Here is a 17,164-nt window from a genome sequence, read left to right as displayed (position 1 = left end):
ATGCCGTGGCAGGGACGGGGCGGATGACGGCGTTCAGTTCGCCTTCTTGAGGATGGCTTCGATCGCCTTGTCGGCGGCGGCCATCGCCGCCTGCGGCGAGGCGCCGCCGATCAGGACTTCCTGGATGTTCTTGTAGTAGGCGCTGGAAATTTCCAGCCAGGTGCCGATCGGCGGCTGCGGCCGGGCATGCTTCAGCATCTCCTTGAACGCGTCGAGCTTCGGATCGGCGAAGCGCGGCAGGTTCATCGCCGTCGTCGTGGTCGGGAAGGTGCGGGTGTAGAGCGCGAGCCGCTCGGGCTTGGCGAGGAACTGCAGCAGCTTCATGGCCTCGGCCTTGTTCTTGCCGGCCTTGGGCACGATGAAGCCCCAGCCGCCGAGCAGGGCGGAGGTCTGCTTGCCCTTGGGATGCGGCATGATCGCGACGCCATAGTCGAGATTCGGCGCGTCCTGCGCAAAGCGCTCCAGCTCGGTCGGCGTGCCCTGGTACATGGCGATGGTGCCGGCCATGAACAGGCGGCGCAGCTCGAGGCCGCCATTCTCCAGCGTCGACGGCGGAGCGACCTTCAGCGAGGTGTACATGTCGGTGTAGAATTTCACGCCGGCGACCGCCTCGGGCGAGCTCAGCACCGACTTCTTCATGTCGGCGGAGAGGATGTCGCCGCCATTCATCCAGATATAGGGCAGCGAGCGGTAGAGCGTGTTGCCCTGGCCTTCGGCGCCGCCCCCGGCGATGCCGTAGCCATAGCGGCGCTGGCCGTTCGGGCCGGTATAGGTCAGCTTCTTCGAGACCTCGATCATCTCGTCCCAGGTCTGGGGCGGCTTCTCGGGATCGAGCTTGGCCTCGCGGAACAGGTCCTTGCGATAGAGCATGGCCAGCGCCTCGGCCTGGAAGGGCAGGCCGTAGATCTTGCCGTCGACCGAGCAGGCCGCGAGCGTGGCGGGGACGAAATCGGAGAGCGGCACGCTCTGGCCGATCGTGGCGCCGACATCCTCGAGCGCGCCGGTCGCCTGATAGGACGGAATCCAGGAATTCTGGACCTCGATGATATCCGGCGGGATGCCGGACTTGACCGCGATCATCACCTTGCCCTCGAGGCCGCCATAGGGATTGGCCTGGAGCTTGATGGTGATGCCGGGATTCTCCTTCTCGAACTCGGCGGCGAGCTGCTGCGCCTTGGCGCGGCCGGGCTCGGAGACCCACCAGTTGACCTCGCCCGCATGGGCGGAGGCGCTCAGCATGAGGGCCGCGGCGGCTGTCGCCAGACGGACCTTGAACGTCGATTTCGTCACTTACTCGTCCTCCCTGTCTGATCGTTTCTTATTGGCTGGTTGCGGGTCTCGCCCCCGTTCGGACCGGCTCGTCCGGGCCGGTCATCCTGTGGCGAGACAGCCCTAGTTGTTCCTATTTGAACAAGATATGTTCTGATGTGATCGTGACGGGTTGCCTGCATCCTGTCAAGATTTCCGTTCGAAAAGCGGCTGTCAGGGGCATGAAACCTTGGCATTTCGTGCTCCGGACCTCGCCGTCACGGCCTTTCGAAGAAGATCTGGGTGCGCTTGTCCTTGTAGGCTTTGAAGCCCTCGCTCGCTTCGATCCTGGCCTGCAGCTCGGGATCGAGGGCGGAGGAGCCGGCATCGAGCGTCGCGGCGTTGGCGCGCAGCTGCGCCGCATTGTCGACGCCGAGGATGATCAGGTCGGCATCCTGCTGGCCGAGCCAAGCCAGCGCGGTGCGGGCGACTGCACCGCGGTCGGTCAGGCCGACGCTCTCGGCAATGGTGAAGAGCTCGCCCTTGAAGAAGACCTCGCGCGTGATGACGCCGAGGCCGAGCTCGCGGGCACGGGGCACAACCTTGTCCAGCCCGTCGAACTCGCCGAGGCTGAGATCGAGATTGACCGCATCGAAGCCGCCGGAATCGAGCTCGGCGAGATAGAGCCGCTGGCCGGCGTGGGAATCGGCGACGGCGAAGCGGATCAGGCCGTCCTGCTTCAGGCGGGCGAGATTGTTGGCGAGGCGCGCCATATAGTCCGGTGTCCCGTCGATCGACCAGTTGATCAGGCCGATGTTGAGGAAGTCGACGGTCTCGCGCCGGATCAGCCTGAGGCCGCGCTCGATCTCGGCCTTGAGCAGGCCGTAATCGAGCATCTTGCGGTTGCCCTCGTCATAGCCGTAGCACATGCCCTCCGGCCGGGTCTGGATATAGACCGGATAGGGCGGCGGCAGCTCGGCTAAGTTGCGGCCGAGCGCCTCCTTCTCCGAGTCGATGGTGACGTCGAAGACGTTGATGCCGAGATCATAGGCGGCCTTGAGGATCTCCAGCCGCTTCGGCCCGCCGAAATCGGGAGCGATGAAGCCCGGCGTCACCGCCCTGGCGAAATCCTCGTTGAAGCCGCGCGAGAGGCCGCTCTTGAGGAATTCATGGCCGCCGAGCACGATCTGCGAGAGCTCGAGGCCGGTCTTGCCGAAGGGGATGAAACGCATCTCTGAAGGACCTGTTCAGTAGCCGCGCGCGAGATCGACCCGGTTCGGCAGGGGCCGTCCGGCGCGATGCGCGGCGATATTGTCGAGGAAGATGTCGAGGCTGCGCGGGATATAGGTCAGCGGATCGCCCGACGACATGTGCGGGGTGAGGATGAGATTGCGCGTCTTCCAGAGCCGGTGGCCGGGCGGGACAGGCTCGGGCGTGGTGACGTCGAGCACCGCCCCGGCGAGCGCGCCCTGATCGAGCGCATCGAGCAGGGCGTCCTGCTCGACGAGCTCGCCGCGGCCGATATTGACCACCCCGGCATGGGCCGGCAGCAGGGAGATGCGGTGCCGGTTCAGTATCTGGAAGGTCTGCGGCGTCGAGGGCGCGACGATGACCAGGAACTCGGTCTCCGGCAGGACGGCGTCGAGACCGGTATTGGCGACGACGCGGTCGCAATGCGGGTGCGGCTCGGCCGAGGTCCGGACCCCGGTGACATGCATGCCGAAGGCTTTCAGCCATTGCGCGATCGCGCCGCCGATGGCGCCGATGCCGATGATGGTGGCGCGCCTTCCGTCGAGCGCCGAGGCGAGCTTGCGCTGCCAGAGTTCCTCGCGCTGCTGATCGGCAAAGAGCGGCATATGGTTGGCGAGCATCAGCACCGCCATCAGCGCAAACTCGGCCGCCTTGGCGCCATGGGCGCCGCTATTGTTGAGCAAGGTCACGCCCGGCGGAATGAAATCGCCCTTGGTCAGAGAGTCGACGCCAGCATGGGTGAGGAAGATCAGCTCGAGCTTCGCCGCATCGGCTGCGGGCAGGAGGTTCTGCACGACGCGCGAGGAGGTGATCAGCGCGTTGACCTCGCCGATGGCAGCGGCGAAATCGGCCTCGCTCTGGCCGATGCTGATCTCCAGCCCCCTGCCCTTCTCGCCGGCGCGCGCCACCGCCGCGTGCCACTGCTCGAGGGTGGCACGGGGATTGCCGTCATTCTGATGGTTCTGGATATGGACGCGCATGCTCTGCTCCTGAAGGCTGGTGGGCTCTTTAACCCTGCCCCGCCTTCCAGGCCCTGAACTTCTCGAGATTGGCCTCGTTCGGCGGGTAGAGACCGAGAATGTCGCCTCCTTCAGCGACACGCTCGCGAACCCAGCCATCGAGCGCTTCCTTTTCGATCGCCTGCTTCGCCACTTCCTCGGCCAGATGCACCGGGATGACGGCGACGCCGTCCTCGTCGGCGACGATGATGTCGCCGGGATAGATCAGCACGCCGCCGCAGCCGATCGGCTGCTGGATCGCGATCGGGATCAGGGCCGAGGGGCTCGCCGGCGCGGCCGGGCCCTTGCAATAGGTCGGCATGCCCAGGGTACGGATCTCTGCGACATCGCGCATGCCGCCATCGGCGACGACGCCGACGACGCCGCGCACTTGCATGCGAGTGGTCAGCACGTCGCCGAGGCCGCCGACAGCGCCATTGCCGCACATGTCCATGACGAAGACGGAGCCGGCCGGAATCTGCTGCGTCGCCTGCAGCATGGCATTGGCCGGGTTGCCGATATCGATGGCGAGCGCGAGGTCCTCGCGCATCGGCACATAGCGCAGGGTGAAGGCCGGGCCAACGAAGCGGCAATTGGCCGGGTCGATGGCGCTGATGCCGGGAATGGCCCGCATGCGCAGCCCGTATTTCTTGAGCAGAAGGCCGGTGATCGCCGCCGTCGGCACCTTCTTCAGGAGTTCGATGGTTTCCGGGCTGCAAGCCGTCATGGTCTCGTCCTCATATGGTCCGGCCTGCCCGCAGGCGGGGAGCCCGCCGCGATGCGCAGGCGCTCCGGCCTGTCCGGGCTCGGTCTTCGATCGATGAATGGTCGCCGGGGCCGGCGCGACGAGCGCCGGCTGACAGTCTCAGGCCTTGCCACCCTGCGCGTATTCGCCGGTGTCGATGTCGATCAGCTCGATGCGATAGCCGTCGGGATCGTCGATGAAGGCAATGTGGACGGTGCCGAATTTCAGCGGGCCGGGCTCGCGCACGATCTTCACGCCGGCGGCGCGCAGCTTCTCGCAGACGCCGTAAATATCCTTCACGCCGATGGCGAGATGGCCGAAGCCGGTGCCGAGCTCATAGGCCGGCACGCCATAATTATAGGTGAGCTCGATCATCGGATCGTCGTGCTCGTTGCCGTAGCCGATGAAGACATTGGTGTATTTCGCTTCGGGGACGTCGACCTTCTTCACGACGCTCATGCCGAAATGATTCGAATAGAAATCCACCGAGCGATCCAGGTCACCGACCCGGATCATCGTGTGCATGATCCTGAAATTGCCCGACATCTCGTCTCCCTGGGGCTGACCGGCTGGACGTCTGCTCGCGGTATCCGTTTGCGCGCTGGGCGCGGAACCGCTTGCAAAGCGTGTCGCTCCGATCTATTCCTATTTGAACAACTCTTGTTCCGATATAATTTCGGGGCATTTCGCGATGCTGTCAATCGGGGAAATCGCACCGGCCGGACATTCCGTCCGGAGCGGTGCTGCGAGAGATTCCTGCGGCGGGTCGCAGGCTGGTCAGCCGACTATCGATGCGATACCGCGGATGGTCAGGCGGAACTCGGACATGGGCCAATGACGATCGAATCAGACGACGCCGTTTCGAAGCGCCGGGAGGGCAACCAGGTCCCGGTGATCGAGCGCATGCTCGATCTGCTCGAGATCATCGAGCGGCGCCCGGCCGGGACCAGCATCCGCGACCTCAGCGACTTCCTGGCCATGCCGCGCTCCACCGTCTATCGCATCCTCAACACGCTCGAAGCGCGCCAGGTGGTGAAGCGCAGCCTGTCGGGCTCCTATGTGCTCGGGCCACGGCTGCTCGCCTTCGCCGCCAATGTCGTCAATGCGCGCGATTCGGACCTGGTCGAGATCGCCAACAACCATCTCGAACGCCTGTCCCAGACCACCGGCGAGGCGAGCAAGCTCTCGGTGCGCGACGGCGATGCGGTGCTGGTGATCGCGGTGGCGCATAGCTCCGGCGAATACGGCCTCACCGTCCGGCCCGGCCGGCAATTGCCGCTGCATGCGGGCGCGGCGAGCCGGGTGCTGCTGGCCTATATGGACGGCGACGACATCGCCCGCATCCTGAACGGTCCGCTGCCGCGCTATACCGACAAGACGCTGTGCGATGCCGAGACGATCGGCAAGAGCCTGGCCCAGATCCGGCGCCAGGGCTGGGCCCTCGACAATGGCGAGTATTCAGCGGGGGTCATGGCGGTGGCTGCGCCGATCCGCGACCGCAACAGCGCGATCGTGGCGGCGGTGAGCATCCCCTTCCTCGCCAGCCAGGACGAGACGCGCATCGAGAAGCTGCACCTCGCCGTCAGCGCCGCGGCGAAGGCGATCTCGCACGAGCTGATGACGCGGATCTCGTAGCGGCGTCAGGCGCCCGTCTCATCGGCTTTTCCCAAAACCGCGATCTACTTTCGGGCCGCTGCGCCAGCGTCCGAAATCTTGACGCAATCGCGTCGGTTCATGGCAATCTGGATCATCGGACGCGGGCCTATGCCGGCGAGGGAGGTCGAAACGCCATGAAGTTCCGGACGTTTGCAGCCCTGGCCCTCCTCGCCTTCACAGCCAGCGGCTGCGTCACGGCTGCGGAGCAGCGCGCCGCCGACGAGACGCGCTGCAGCTCCTATGGCTTCCGGCGCAACACGGACGCCTTCGCCAATTGCCTGCTCAGCGTCGATCTCGACCGCTCGGCGGTGCGACGCTACCAGCTCGAGACCGCCTTCGGCCCGCGCTGGTACGGCTATCGCTACGGCTACTGGTAGCCCCCTCAGGCCGCGTCCTTGAGCGGGACGCCGTCACCCATCAGGCGCTGACGCGGGATCGCGCGGGCATGGCCGCTGGTGACTGCGCCCGGCAGGGACGCCGCGATCTTGCCGGCCTCGAGCAGCCTGTCGATGTCGATGCCGGTGTCGACGCCCATGCGGTGGAAGAAGGTCACCATATCCTCGCTGGCGATGTTGCCGGTCGCGCCCGGCGCGAAGGGGCAGCCGCCCAGGCCCGCGACGGCGCCGTCGAAGGATTTGATGCCGGCCTCCCAGGCCGCGAGCACATTGGCGATGCCGTAGCCAGCCGTGTCATGGCCATGGAAACAGAACGTCGCGCGCGAGCCGAAGGCGTCGAGGCAGCGCTTCGAGAAGCGCTTCACATGGTCGGGCATCGCCATGCCGGTGGTGTCGCTGAGCGAGAATTCGAAGCCGTCGCGCAGGGCGGCGATGCGCTCCATCGTGGCGAAGACCTTGCCCTCGTCCATCACGCCCTCGAACGGGCAATGGAAGGTGGTGGCCAGCCCGATGCGCAGCTTCAGGCGCTTGTCCGGGTCGATCTCGGCCAGCATCGCGCGCAGATCCTCGATCGAGGCATCCGTGGGACGGCGGACATTGCTGCGGTTATGCGAATCCGACATCGAGATCACGAAGATCAGGTCGGTGATGCCGGCGGCGATGGCGCGCTTGGCGCCGATCGAATTCGGCACCAGCACCATGCCGCGCACGCCCAGCAGCGGGCCGAGCCCGGCGACGACCTCGTCCATATCGGCCATTTGCGGCACGGCCTTGGGGCTGACGAAGGAGCCGAGCTCCATGCGCTTGAAGCCGGCGGCGACGAGCGCGCGGATCATGGCGATCTTGGTCGCGGTCGGCACGAATTGCGGGATGATCTGCAGGCCGTCCCGCGGCCCGACCTCGACGATTTCGACCTTGTCCATCAATGCGCTCCCTCGGCATGCGGCGGTGCGTCCGCCGGCTGTATCGGGAAGGCTTAGCCGCACCCGCCGGGAGCGGCCATTATCGATTCGGCAGGAGGGCCTTCGTCTTTTGACAAGAGCGGGGCGCGGCCTCGCCGAGGAGATGATGCAGCATCAGCCGCGCGGTCGCGGTCAGCTTCTCCTCGTCGCGGACGCAGACCATCAGCTCGCGCACCGCCCAGTCGTTCTCCAGCGGCACGGCGCGGACATTGAGATTGCCGGCATAGATGCGAACGACACCCTCGGGGACGATCGCGACGCCCAGCCCGACATCGACCATGCGCAAGGCCGATTCGAAGGTCGTGACCTCCATGCGGGTGTTGAGCTCGAAGCCTTGCGAATCCGCCTGTCGCGCCAGCAGGACCTGGAGCGAGCTGCCGCTCTCCAGGCTGATATGGTCGCTGTCGCGGATCTCGGAGAAGGTCACGCTGGCGCGGCCCCCCATCGCGTGATTGGCGGGCAGGACCGCTGCCAGCCGGTCCTGCCGATAGGGCCTGACCTGGAGCCCGGGCGGCACGGGCAGGTTGCCGGCGAAGATGCCGAGATCGGCGACGCCGTCGAGCGTCGATTGCAGCACGTTCGGGCTGGTCTCTTCGCGCAGCGCGACGCGGACCTCGGGAAAGGCCTGGACGAAGCTCGCGATATCATCGGGCAGGAATTCGACCATCGCCGAGGTATGGGCGTGGATGCGGACCTGGCCGCGCACGCCCGAGGCATATTCGCTGAGCTCGGCCGACATGAGGTTCACATCGTCGAAGAGCCGGTAGACATGGCCGGCGAGCACCTCGCCGGCCGGCGTCGGGGTGACGCCGCGCGTGTGCCGGTAGAAGAGCGGCGTGCCGAGCTCGAACTCCAGGTCCTGCAGGCGCTTGCTGATGGCTGAAGGCGCGATGTGCTCGCGTTCGGCCGCCTTGGTGAGGTTGCGGAGATTATAGACCGCGAGGAACATCCTCAGCGTGGTCAGGTCTGTTCTGATCAACGTCCAGGCACCTCTCGGCGGTACGCGCTCGAAGACCTTGAGTTCGCGAAGCGCGAACGGGGGCATTCCAACTTTCAGCTATGCACCGCGCAATCCTTGCGTCTAGTTTTTTCAGGTCCCGCATGGGGCGGCCGACAAGATCGAAACGATCGCGGCCCGATCGAGGAAACGACCCACCCGGCCCACCCTTCCGCCGCAAGCGCATGACCGGTGCCATCGCACCGGCACGCGAGCGCTTTGGCGCGTTCTGGAATGGTCCGGCTTCGTCCCTCGATACCGAGGAGAGACGACGAGGAGCATGCGTGCCGATGCAGCGGCTGGAACTCAGCGACCTGGACTATGTGGGGGATGGTCTCGACCGCCCGGAATGCGTGATGACGACACGCTCGGGCGACATGTTCACGCCCAACAAGCAGGGCGGCATCAGCATCGTCAGGGCCGATGGCCGCACCGAGCATATCCTGGCCAGGAACGCCCCTGAAGGCTTCCTGCCGAACGGCATCGCGCTCCTGCCCGATCGCTCCGTGCTGATCGCCAATCTCGGCCCGAGCGGTGGCGTCTACCATCTCGCCATGGACGGAACGCTGACGCCGAAGCTGCTCGAGATCGAGGGCAGGCAGCTCGAGCCGACCAATTTCGTCGGCATCGACCGCAAGTCGCGCATCTGGGTCACCGTCTCGACCAAGCAGATCCCGCGCGAGCAGTCGATGCGCAAGGGCTTTGGCGACGGCTACATCATCATGATCGACGGCAAGGGTCCGCGCGTCGTCGCCGAGAATATCGGCTTCACCAACGAGGCGATCGTCGACCCGACCGGACACTGGCTCTATGTCGCCGAGACGATCGCCCGGCGCACCAGCCGCTTCCCGATCAGGGCGGACGGCACGCTCGGCGAGAAGGAGGTCTTCGCTGAGTATCGCGAGCCCAGCACCTTCCCGGACGGCTTCACCTTCGATTCCGAGGGCGCGGTCTGGATCGTCAGCGTCGTCTCGAACCGCGTCATCCGGGCGATGCCGGACGGCAGGCAGCACATCCTGATCGAGGATGCCGATCCGGCCCTGCTCGCCGAGATCGAGGACGATTTCCAGAACGATCGCTATGGCCGGCCGCAGCTCGATACCGGCGGCAAGCGCCAGCTCGCCAACCTCTCCGGCATCTCCTTCGGCGGCCCCGACCTCAAGACCGTCTATCTCGGCTCGCTCTTCGGCTCGCGGCTCGCGACGTTCCGCTCGCCCGTCGCCGGAGCCGCGCCGGTGCATTGGGACTTCTGAACGACAAGTGCCCGCTCGAGCGGGCCGAACGATTCTGATGGGGAGGACAAGATGAAACGGATTCTGGCCGGCCTGGCGGCGCTCGCCTTCGCCGCATTCTGCTGCATGGCGCCTGCTCAGGCGCAGACGCAGCCGCGTACCGTCAAGATGGCGACGATCGCGCTCAACAACAGCCCCTGGCACAAGGCGCTGCTGCGCTTCAAGGATGTCGTCGAGGCCGACAGCAACGGCCGCTACAAGGTCGACGTCTATACCGACGGCCAGCTCGGCGACATCGCGCAGCTGATCTCGGCGATGCAGCTCGGCACCATCGAGTTCTCCTATTTCGGCCTGTCCTCGCTCTCCTTCATCAAGGGCGGCGAGGCGCTCAGCGTCTGCTACGTGCCCTATCTCTGGAAGAGCGCCGAAGACGCCGAGAAGATCATCAACACCGATCCCGAGTTCCAGGGCATCTTCGAGAAGGTCGCGACCACCGCCGGCGTGCGCGTCTTCGGCGCCTGGGGCCAGCGCTCGCCGCGCGCCATCCAGTCGACCCGCGGACCGATCATGAAGCCCGAGGACGTCAAGGGCCTGCGACTGCGCATCCCCGCTATCCCCGTGCTCAAGGCGATGTTCGAGAAGCTCGGCGCCCAGGTCACGCCGATGGGCATGATGGAGATCTACAACGCGCTCTCGCGCGGCACGATCGACGGCCAGGACAATGGCTTCGATCTCTCGATCCCGCCGAAATACCATGAGGCCGCCAAGTACTGGTCAGCGACCGACCATGTCATCGAGCTCGTCGGCTTCTTCGTCTCCGAGCGCTTCTGGAAGGGGCTCAGCGCCGAGGACAAGGCGATCTTCGCCAAGGCCTCCAAGGAGGCGGGCCTGGTCACGACCAAGCTGACCAAGGAACTCGACGCCGAGGCGATCGACATCCTCAAGGCTGCCGGCGCGACCTATGTCGTTCCCGATGTCGAGGCCTTCCGCAAGGCGGTGGCCGGCGTCGAGGAACCGCTCGACGGCAAGTCCTGGCCGAAGGGCTTCCCGGACCGCATCCGCAAGCTGCAGGAAGCGCCATGACGCAAAGCACGCTCGACAGGGCTGCGTCAGGACCTGCCCCCGCTCAAGCGGGGGCAGCGCCAGGCTGGCCGGCGAGGCTGATCGGCGCGGTGACCTGGCTGGTCCGGGGCGGCGTGATCCTCACGCTGGCAGCGGTGCTGATCCTGACCGTGCTGCAGGTGGTCGACCGGCACTTCCTGCGTCATGGCTTCGCCTTCGACCAGTATTCCCGTGTCGGGCTGGTCTGGCTCGCCTTCTTCGGCATCGCCATGGGCTTCCGCGAGCGGGCCAATATCCGGATCGACCTGCTCGACCATTTCCTGCCGAAGCGCCTCGTCGCCCCGCAGCAGTTCCTGCTCAACCTGATCATCCTCGCCGTGGCGGCCGCGCTGATCTGGTTCGGCTGGCCGCTGCTCGAGGTCGGCACCTTCCAGGCGCTGATGGATACGCCGCTCTCCTACGACGTGATGTACGGCGCCGGGCTCGCCGGCCTGATCCTGATCTGCCTCTTCCTGGTGCTGCGGCTGGCCGACGTGCTGACCGGCGGGCGCTACGGCCTCGATGAGAAGGCGAGCGACGACCATGATCATTATTAGCACGCTCGTCTTTTTCGCCCTGCTGCTGATCGGGCTCGATGTCGGGTTCTCGATGATCCTGGCGGCGCTGATCGGCATGGTGCTGCGCAGCGGCGCCGGCATCGACCCGGTGATGGCGCCGATGACGCTGGTCTCCAGCGTCGACTCGGTCGCGCTGATCACCATCCCGATGTTCGTCCTGGCCGGCGAGATCATGAATCGCGGCGGCGTCACGCGCCGGCTGATCGACTGGTCGGCGGCGATGGTCGGTCATTTCCGCGGCAGCCTCTCGCAGGTCTCGATCATGACCAACTTCATCATGTCCGGCATCACCGGCTCGGCCGTGGCGGATGCGACCGCGACCGGCTCGATCCTGATCCCGGAGATGAAGAAGGAAGGCTACAAGCCGGGCTATGCCTCGGCCGTGGTCGCGGCCGGCTCGATGCTCGGTCCGATCCTGCCGCCCTCGATTCCGATGATCCTCTACGCCGTGATGGCGAACCTGTCGGTGCTCAGGCTCTTCCTGGCGGGGGTGGTGCCGGCGATATTGCTCTGTGCCGGCTATATGGTGATCTGCGGCATCATCGCCCGGCGCCGTGACTACCGGGCCCGCGAGAAGGCGAGCTGGGGCACGCGCATCAAGGTCACCCGCGCCTCGATCTGGGCGCTGATGATGCCGCTCCTGATCATCGGCGGCATCCGCTCCGGGCTGATCACCGATACGGAGGCGGCCGGCATGATCTGCGTCTACGCGCTGGTCATCGGGCTCTTCGTCTACCGCGACCTCAAATACAAGGATCTCGGCGCGGTCTTCTACCATGCCGGCCGGACCTCGGCGGTGATCCTGTTCCTGCTCGCCGCCGCCGGCCCCTTCGCCTGGCTGCTCAGCGAGTCGCATATCGCGACCGCGATCTCGCAGGCGATCCTCAGCATCTCGACCGACCATTTCACTGTGCTCGTCGTGGTCAACCTGTTGCTGCTCGCCGTCGGCATGATCCTCGAGCCGCTGCCGGCCCTGGTGATGTTCGTGCCGACGCTGCTGCCGATCCAGGCCCAGCTCGGCATCGACCCGATCCATTTCGCCACGGTCGTCATCGTCAACCTGATGATCGGGATGCTGCACCCGCCGGTCGGGCTGCTCGTCTTCGTCACCAGCGCGATCGGCCGGACGCCGATCTGGTCGGTCGCCGTCGAGGTGCTGCCCTTCCTCGGCTGGTCGATCGTCGTGCTGATCCTGATCTCGGCCTTTCCCGGGCTGGTGGTCTGGCTCCCTAATCTCGTGATGAAGTAAGGACCAAGCGGAATGCCTTTGAGCGGATTTCGGATCCTCGATCTGACCAGGATCATTTCCGGCCCCTTCTGCACCATGCTGCTCGGCGATCTCGGTGCCGACGTGATCAAGGCGGAGATCCCGGAAGGAGACCCCTTGCGGCTGCAGGGCGCCGGGCGCGAGGGGCTGAGCTGGTATTTCGCCTCGTTCAACCGCAACAAGCGCTCGATCACGCTCGACCTGAAATCGCCTGAGGGGCGCGAGCGCTTCGAGGCGCTGGTCCGGAGCTCGGACGCGCTGGTCGAGAATTTCCGGCCGGGGGTGCTCGACCGGCTCGGCTATGACGAGGCGCGGCTGCAGGAGCTCCGGCCCGGCCTGATCACCTGCGCGATCAGTGGCTTCGGCCCGGACGGGCCCTATCGCAACCGCCCGGCCTTCGACTTCATCGCCCAGGCGATGTCGGGCTTCATGAGCGTCAACGGCGAGAAGGATGGCCCGCCCCTGCGCTCGGGCCTGCCGATCAGCGATCTCGTCGCGGGCCTCTACGGCGCGCTCGGCGTCACCGCTGCCCTGCTCGGGCGCGAGAAGAGCGGCAAGCCGGAGCGGGTCGATGTCAGCCTGACCAGCTCGATGGTCAGCCTGCTCGCCTATATCGCCTCGCATTATTTCGCGACCGGCGAGGTGCTGCCGCGCAGCGGCAACGACCACCCGATCTCCTCGCCCTATGGCCTGTTCAAGGCCCGCGACGGCGACATCGCGATCGCGCCCAGCGACGACACCTTCTTCGGCCGGCTGATGGACGCGCTCGGCCTGAGCGAGCTCAAGGCCGAGCCCGACTTCGCCAATAATGTCCTGCGGGTGAAGCACCGCGTGCGGCTCAACGCGCTCGTCACCGCCAAGCTCGCCGAGCATGACTGCGCGCACTGGATCGAGGTGCTCAACCAAGCCGGAGTGCCCTGCGGCCCGGTCTACGGCGTCGATGGCGTCTTCGCCGATCCGCAGGTGCTGAGCCAGGACATGGCGATCGACGTGCCGCATCCCGGCCATGGCACGGTGCGCATGCTCGGCTTCCCGATCAGGATGAGCGGGTCGCCCTGCCGCGTCCGCTATCCCGCGCCCCGGCTGGGCGAGCATAACGGGGAGATTTTTGCGGAGATCGAGCCGGCCGTGGCGGAACAGGGCTGATTCTTAGAGCATTTCCGCGTTTCGGAGAAACACGGAAATGCTCTATCTACTTGTTTCGACGCATTTTCTTCACGCGAACCGGGGACCACTTCGCTCGAAAATGCTTTAGGCGGGCCAAGCTCCGACCCGCTCTCGCCCAGCGCTACGACGTCAGGGCGCCGGCTGTCATGCCCTGCACCATGAATTTCTGCAGGAAGATGAAGGCTACCACCAAAGGCAGGCTCGCCAGCACCGAGAAGGCCATCATCGTGTTCCAGTCGGTGACGAATTCGGCCATCAGGCTGTAGATCGCCATGGTCAGCACGCGGTTCTCCCAGGATTCGATCAGGACGACCGCGAAAAGGAACTCGTTCCAGGCAAGCAGGAACGTGTAGAGCCCGGCCCCGATGAAGGCGGGATAGGACATCGGCACCAGCGTCTTGAAGATCGCCTTCAGCCGCGAACAGCCATCGACCATCGCCGCCTCCTCGATATCGCGCGGGATGTTCATGAAATAGCTGCGCAGCATCAGGATGCAGAAGGGCAAGGTGAAGGTGAGGTAGACGACCACCAGCGAGGTGCGGGTGTCGTAGAGCCCGAGCGTGATGAAGATCCTGAAATAGGGAATGCAGAGCAGCACCAGCGGGAACATCTGCGTGGTGATGAGGAACATCAGCACGGCGCGCTGGCCGATGAAATTGAACCGCGCCAGCGCATAGGCGGCCATCGCGCCCAGGAAGAGCGACAGCGCGGTGACGATGAGCGAGACCACCATCGTGTTGAGGAAGACGACCAGGAACTTCTTGTTCTGGAAGATCTTGGCGTAGCCCTCGAGCGTGAAGACCTGCGGCAGCCAATCGGGCGGCATGCGCATGACCTCGATATTCGGGCGCACGGAGACGCTGAACATCCAGAGCAGCGGGAAGAAGATGATGCCGATCGCCACGATGAGCAGCGCGTAGGCGAAGAGATTGAGCAGGCGCTCGCGCCCGCGCGTGCCGATGTGACGGCCGAGGAAGGGGCGCGGATGCGCGGCGGCAGCGGGGTGGAGTGCGATCGTCATTGGGCGTTTCCCCTCACTGCGCGTTGCTCATGGCGCGGCGCACGTAGAAGGCGCTGGCGATGAAGAGGACGACGAACATGACCACGGCCTGGGCCGAGGCGTAGCCGAATTTGAGCTTCTGGAAGCCGTCGAAATAGATCGCCGTCGCCAGCACTTCCGAGGAATGGGCCGGGCCGCCGCCGGTCATGACATAGGCCGGATCGAAGGCGCGGAAGGTCCAGATCGAATCGAGCAGCACGATCGTGGTGATGACGCCGCGCAGCTGCGGGATGGTGATGTGCCAGAACTGGTGGAAGAGCGTGGCCCCGTCGATCTCCGCCGCTTCATAGAGCTGTTTCGGGATCGCCTGGAGGCCGGCAAGCAGCATCACCATGAAGAAGGGGAAGGCGCGCCAGACATTCATGGCTGTGACGGAACCCAGCGCCGTCGAGGGATCTCCCAGCCAGGAGATGGCGAAGTTCGCGTCGATCAGGCCGAGCCAGGCGAAGAGGCCGTTGACCACGCCGAAGGGCTGCAGCATCAGCACCCAGATCATGCCCGCGACCGTCGGCGCCAGCAGCCAGGGCACGATCAGCATGCCGCGGGCGATGGTGCGGAAGGTCTGGTTGAGCTGCATGTTGAGCAGCACCGCCAGCGCCAGACCGATGACGAGATGCAGCGCCACGCTGAACACGGTGAAGACCACCGTCTGCCAGAACGCGCGCCAGAACAGCGGATCCATGGCCAAGGTGGCGTAATTGCCGAGGCCGACCCAGGTCTCGCGCTGCAGGTTGCTGTCGTAGAAGCTCAGACGAATGACGTCGATGAGCGGATAGATCAGAAGCGCGATGAGGATCAGCAGCGACGGCCACAGGAACGAGAAGGCCAGAACCTCTTCGCGATATTTCTGTCTGAATGCGTGCATGGCTCGCCAATCGATGCGGGGCCGGCCACTCGGCAAGATGGCCCCTTAAGCGATGACGGAGGGCGCGGACGCCCTCCGGGCGGATCGCCGGGGCAGGGATCGGCTCAACGGACCTCCCCTGCCCGGCTGGAGCATTTCCGCGTCTCTCTGAATCGCTGAAATGCTCTATCTCTTTGTTTAACGCACTTTCTTCACGCGAACCGGTATCCAGTTCGCTCGAAAATGCTCGTCGACAGGCTCACTTCGCCGAGGCGAGCACCTTGTTCCACTCGGCGGCGGCGTCATCCAGCGCCTGCTTGGCCGACTTCTTGCCCTGGATGACGTTCTGCACCTCGGTGCTCATCACCTTGTTCATCTGCACCGCGTTGGGCATCACCAGGAAGGGCGACTGGGCGTTGTCGCGGCCCATCTGTGTGACGAAGGCCTGGAAGAGCTTGAGCTCCTTGAACCAGTCCTGGCTGGAGACGTCGGTGCGGGCCGGGAAGCCGCCCGTGCCCTTCGACCAGAGCTCGATGCCCTTGGGACCGGACATCCACTTCATGAAGGTCCAGGCCGCTTCCTTGTCCTGCGCCTGGCTGGTCAAGGTGTTGAGCGAGCCGCGCACCATGGTGCCGCTGGTCTTGCCGACCGGGAGCGGCGCGATGTCGTAGTTCAGCTTCGGGTTGAGCTGCTTCTGGATGGCGATGCCCCAGGGCCCCTCGAACATCATCGCGACATTGCCGGAGGCGAAATTGGCGCGCTTCTCCTTCTCGCCGTTGCTGAGCACGCCGGGAACCGAGATCTTGTCCTTGTTGATGCGGTCGGCATACCACTCGATCGCCGCGACGCCCTCGGGACTGTTGAAGACAGCCTTGTTGGTCGAGGTGTCGATCAGCTTGGCCCCGTTCTGCAGCAGCAGCGGGTAGATGTCATAAGTCATGTTGGTCGGCGGCTCGCCCTGGAGCGTGCCGGTGACGGCGAATTGCCGCTTGTCCGGAACGGTCAGCTTGCGAGAATACTCGGCGAACTCGTCCCAGGTCTTCGGCGCGCTGGAAAGGCCGGCGGCCTTGAACAGGTCGGTGTTCCAGAACAGCGCGACCGCGCCCGACTCGATCGGCAGGTAATATTGCTTGCCCTTCCATTGCTGGTGGAAGGTGACCGGGATATTGGCGAAGAACTCCTTCGGCTCCTTGGCGATGCGCTCGTCGATCGGCTCGATCATGCCGAGATCGGCGAATTCCGCGACCCAGTCGACCTGGACGAGCAGCACGTCGGGCAGCTTCTTGGCCTGGTGCAGCACGACGGCGCGATCATGGAAGCCCGTGAACGGGGAATCCACCGGCACGAGCTTGATGTCGGGATGGTCCTTCTCGAAGGCCGCCTTGAACTCGGCCATGAACTTCTCGCCGACCTCGGTGCCCTTCCACTGGCCCCAGCGCACCTCGCGCTGCTGGGCCTGGGCCAGGACGGGCAGACTGACGACCGACGCGAGCGCCAGCGCCGCGAGCTTCAGCAACGAAGACCTACGGTTCCTATCCATGAACGTTTTCCTCCCGGTTTGATTATTTGTTTTGTCGTTTCGACTTGTTGTTGCTTGGGCTTATCCTCTTGCTTCGGGCGCGCGCCCTGGGCGGGCGCGCGGAGATGCGGGGTCGCGATCGGC

At 65.3% G+C, this 17,164-nt stretch carries 17 protein-coding genes; 7 read left to right on the top strand and 10 right to left on the bottom strand.

Translation table 11 applies throughout. The annotated features are described in order from the left end of the window. Positions 1-33: 33 nt before the first annotated feature. The 5 genes from EV560_RS21830 to gloA all read right to left on the bottom strand — a co-directional run bounded on the left by EV560_RS21830 (position 34) and on the right by gloA (position 4,788). Positions 34-1,290 (bottom strand): ABC transporter substrate-binding protein, encoded by a 1,257-nt coding sequence (locus EV560_RS21830; RefSeq protein ID WP_131857925.1) that lies wholly within the window; start codon positions 1,288-1,290, stop codon positions 34-36. Between the two features lie 236 nt (positions 1,291-1,526). Continuing rightward, positions 1,527-2,480, bottom strand: coding sequence for an aldo-keto reductase family protein (locus EV560_RS21825; protein WP_131857924.1), 954 nt, complete (start codon positions 2,478-2,480; stop codon positions 1,527-1,529). 15 nt (positions 2,481-2,495) lie between these two features. Next, positions 2,496-3,479 carry a D-2-hydroxyacid dehydrogenase gene (locus tag EV560_RS21820; protein ID WP_131857923.1) on the bottom strand — a complete coding sequence of 328 codons (984 nt, stop codon included), beginning with the start codon at positions 3,477-3,479 and terminating at the stop codon, positions 2,496-2,498. A gap of 28 nt (positions 3,480-3,507) precedes the next feature. Next, positions 3,508-4,224, bottom strand: coding sequence for an RraA family protein (locus tag EV560_RS21815; protein ID WP_131857922.1), 717 nt, complete (start codon positions 4,222-4,224; stop codon positions 3,508-3,510). Between the two features lie 138 nt (positions 4,225-4,362). Continuing rightward, a complete protein-coding gene (gene gloA, locus EV560_RS21810; RefSeq protein WP_131857921.1) occupies positions 4,363-4,788 on the bottom strand; it encodes a lactoylglutathione lyase in 426 nt (141 codons plus the stop codon). Between the two features lie 288 nt (positions 4,789-5,076). Here gloA and EV560_RS21805 point away from each other — a divergent pair, with 288 nt between their 5' ends. Together EV560_RS21805 and EV560_RS21800 are read left to right on the top strand one after the other, a co-directional pair. Continuing rightward, positions 5,077-5,877, top strand: a complete 801-nt coding sequence (locus EV560_RS21805) for an IclR family transcriptional regulator (protein WP_165923575.1) — start codon at positions 5,077-5,079, stop codon at positions 5,875-5,877. Positions 5,878-6,032: 155 nt separating this feature from the next. Beyond that, positions 6,033-6,275 carry a hypothetical protein gene (locus EV560_RS21800; RefSeq protein ID WP_131857919.1) on the top strand — a complete coding sequence of 81 codons (243 nt, stop codon included), beginning with the start codon at positions 6,033-6,035 and terminating at the stop codon, positions 6,273-6,275. Between the two features lie 5 nt (positions 6,276-6,280). Here the strand turns inward: EV560_RS21800 and EV560_RS21795 are convergent, their stop codons facing one another. Further along, positions 6,281-7,216, bottom strand: coding sequence for a hydroxymethylglutaryl-CoA lyase (locus tag EV560_RS21795; protein ID WP_131857918.1), 936 nt, complete (start codon positions 7,214-7,216; stop codon positions 6,281-6,283). A 79-nt stretch (positions 7,217-7,295) separates the two neighbouring features. After that, positions 7,296-8,234 carry a LysR family transcriptional regulator gene (locus EV560_RS21790; protein WP_165923574.1) on the bottom strand — a complete coding sequence of 313 codons (939 nt, stop codon included), beginning with the start codon at positions 8,232-8,234 and terminating at the stop codon, positions 7,296-7,298. A gap of 308 nt (positions 8,235-8,542) precedes the next feature. Between EV560_RS21790 and EV560_RS21785 the strand changes: the two genes are divergently transcribed. From EV560_RS21785 to EV560_RS21765, 5 genes are read left to right on the top strand one after another with little or no spacing between them, the layout of a single operon-like run. Then, a complete protein-coding gene (locus tag EV560_RS21785) occupies positions 8,543-9,505 on the top strand; it encodes an SMP-30/gluconolactonase/LRE family protein (RefSeq protein ID WP_165923573.1) in 963 nt (320 codons plus the stop codon). A gap of 51 nt (positions 9,506-9,556) precedes the next feature. Next, positions 9,557-10,567, top strand: coding sequence for a TRAP transporter substrate-binding protein (locus tag EV560_RS21780; RefSeq protein ID WP_131857915.1), 1,011 nt, complete (start codon positions 9,557-9,559; stop codon positions 10,565-10,567). Further along, the gene (locus EV560_RS21775; RefSeq protein WP_131857914.1) at positions 10,564-11,142 is read left to right on the top strand and encodes a TRAP transporter small permease; all 579 of its coding nucleotides are present in this window, start codon (positions 10,564-10,566) and stop codon (positions 11,140-11,142) included. The genes EV560_RS21780 and EV560_RS21775 overlap by 4 nt, the downstream gene beginning before the upstream one ends. Further along, complete coding sequence (locus EV560_RS21770) at positions 11,129-12,412, top strand: TRAP transporter large permease (RefSeq protein WP_165923572.1); 1,284 nt, start codon at positions 11,129-11,131, stop codon at positions 12,410-12,412. The genes EV560_RS21775 and EV560_RS21770 overlap by 14 nt, the downstream gene beginning before the upstream one ends. 12 nt (positions 12,413-12,424) lie before the next feature. Beyond that, positions 12,425-13,576, top strand: a complete 1,152-nt coding sequence (locus EV560_RS21765; protein WP_131857912.1) for a CaiB/BaiF CoA transferase family protein — start codon at positions 12,425-12,427, stop codon at positions 13,574-13,576. A 142-nt stretch (positions 13,577-13,718) separates the two neighbouring features. Here EV560_RS21765 and EV560_RS21760 read toward each other — a convergent pair whose 3' ends face one another. From EV560_RS21760 to EV560_RS21750, 3 genes are all read right to left on the bottom strand, one after another. Next, complete coding sequence (locus EV560_RS21760; RefSeq protein ID WP_131857911.1) at positions 13,719-14,618, bottom strand: carbohydrate ABC transporter permease; 900 nt, start codon at positions 14,616-14,618, stop codon at positions 13,719-13,721. Between the two features lie 13 nt (positions 14,619-14,631). After that, positions 14,632-15,522, bottom strand: a complete 891-nt coding sequence (locus EV560_RS21755; protein ID WP_131857910.1) for a carbohydrate ABC transporter permease — start codon at positions 15,520-15,522, stop codon at positions 14,632-14,634. Positions 15,523-15,760: 238 nt separating this feature from the next. Then, positions 15,761-17,041, bottom strand: a complete 1,281-nt coding sequence (locus EV560_RS21750) for an ABC transporter substrate-binding protein (RefSeq protein WP_131857909.1) — start codon at positions 17,039-17,041, stop codon at positions 15,761-15,763. Positions 17,042-17,164 lie beyond the last annotated feature (123 nt).

The sequence above is a fragment of the Allobosea sp. BK604 genome, assembly GCF_004341515.1.
Classification (GTDB): Bacteria; Pseudomonadota; Alphaproteobacteria; order Rhizobiales; family Beijerinckiaceae; genus Allobosea.
This window is presented reverse-complemented; position numbering and strand designations above follow the sequence as displayed.

What these genes read in the sequence shown, in the direction of transcription:
- EV560_RS21805 (WP_165923575.1), top strand. Translation starts at nt 5,077, where the DNA reads ATGACGATCGAATCAGACGACGCCGTTTCGAAGCGCCGGGAGGGCAAC.
- EV560_RS21795 (WP_131857918.1), bottom strand. Translation starts at nt 7,216, where the DNA reads ATGGACAAGGTCGAAATCGTCGAGGTCGGGCCGCGGGACGGCCTGCAG.
- EV560_RS21825 (WP_131857924.1), bottom strand. Translation starts at nt 2,480, where the DNA reads ATGCGTTTCATCCCCTTCGGCAAGACCGGCCTCGAGCTCTCGCAGATC.
- EV560_RS21755 (WP_131857910.1), bottom strand. Translation starts at nt 15,522, where the DNA reads ATGCACGCATTCAGACAGAAATATCGCGAAGAGGTTCTGGCCTTCTCG.
- EV560_RS21750 (WP_131857909.1), bottom strand. Translation starts at nt 17,041, where the DNA reads ATGGATAGGAACCGTAGGTCTTCGTTGCTGAAGCTCGCGGCGCTGGCG.
- EV560_RS21760 (WP_131857911.1), bottom strand. Translation starts at nt 14,618, where the DNA reads ATGACGATCGCACTCCACCCCGCTGCCGCCGCGCATCCGCGCCCCTTC.
- EV560_RS21785 (WP_165923573.1), top strand. Translation starts at nt 8,543, where the DNA reads ATGCAGCGGCTGGAACTCAGCGACCTGGACTATGTGGGGGATGGTCTC.
- EV560_RS21800 (WP_131857919.1), top strand. Translation starts at nt 6,033, where the DNA reads ATGAAGTTCCGGACGTTTGCAGCCCTGGCCCTCCTCGCCTTCACAGCC.
- EV560_RS21815 (WP_131857922.1), bottom strand. Translation starts at nt 4,224, where the DNA reads ATGACGGCTTGCAGCCCGGAAACCATCGAACTCCTGAAGAAGGTGCCG.
- EV560_RS21820 (WP_131857923.1), bottom strand. Translation starts at nt 3,479, where the DNA reads ATGCGCGTCCATATCCAGAACCATCAGAATGACGGCAATCCCCGTGCC.
- EV560_RS21770 (WP_165923572.1), top strand. Translation starts at nt 11,129, where the DNA reads ATGATCATTATTAGCACGCTCGTCTTTTTCGCCCTGCTGCTGATCGGG.
- EV560_RS21780 (WP_131857915.1), top strand. Translation starts at nt 9,557, where the DNA reads ATGAAACGGATTCTGGCCGGCCTGGCGGCGCTCGCCTTCGCCGCATTC.
- gloA (WP_131857921.1), bottom strand. Translation starts at nt 4,788, where the DNA reads ATGTCGGGCAATTTCAGGATCATGCACACGATGATCCGGGTCGGTGAC.
- EV560_RS21765 (WP_131857912.1), top strand. Translation starts at nt 12,425, where the DNA reads ATGCCTTTGAGCGGATTTCGGATCCTCGATCTGACCAGGATCATTTCC.
- EV560_RS21775 (WP_131857914.1), top strand. Translation starts at nt 10,564, where the DNA reads ATGACGCAAAGCACGCTCGACAGGGCTGCGTCAGGACCTGCCCCCGCT.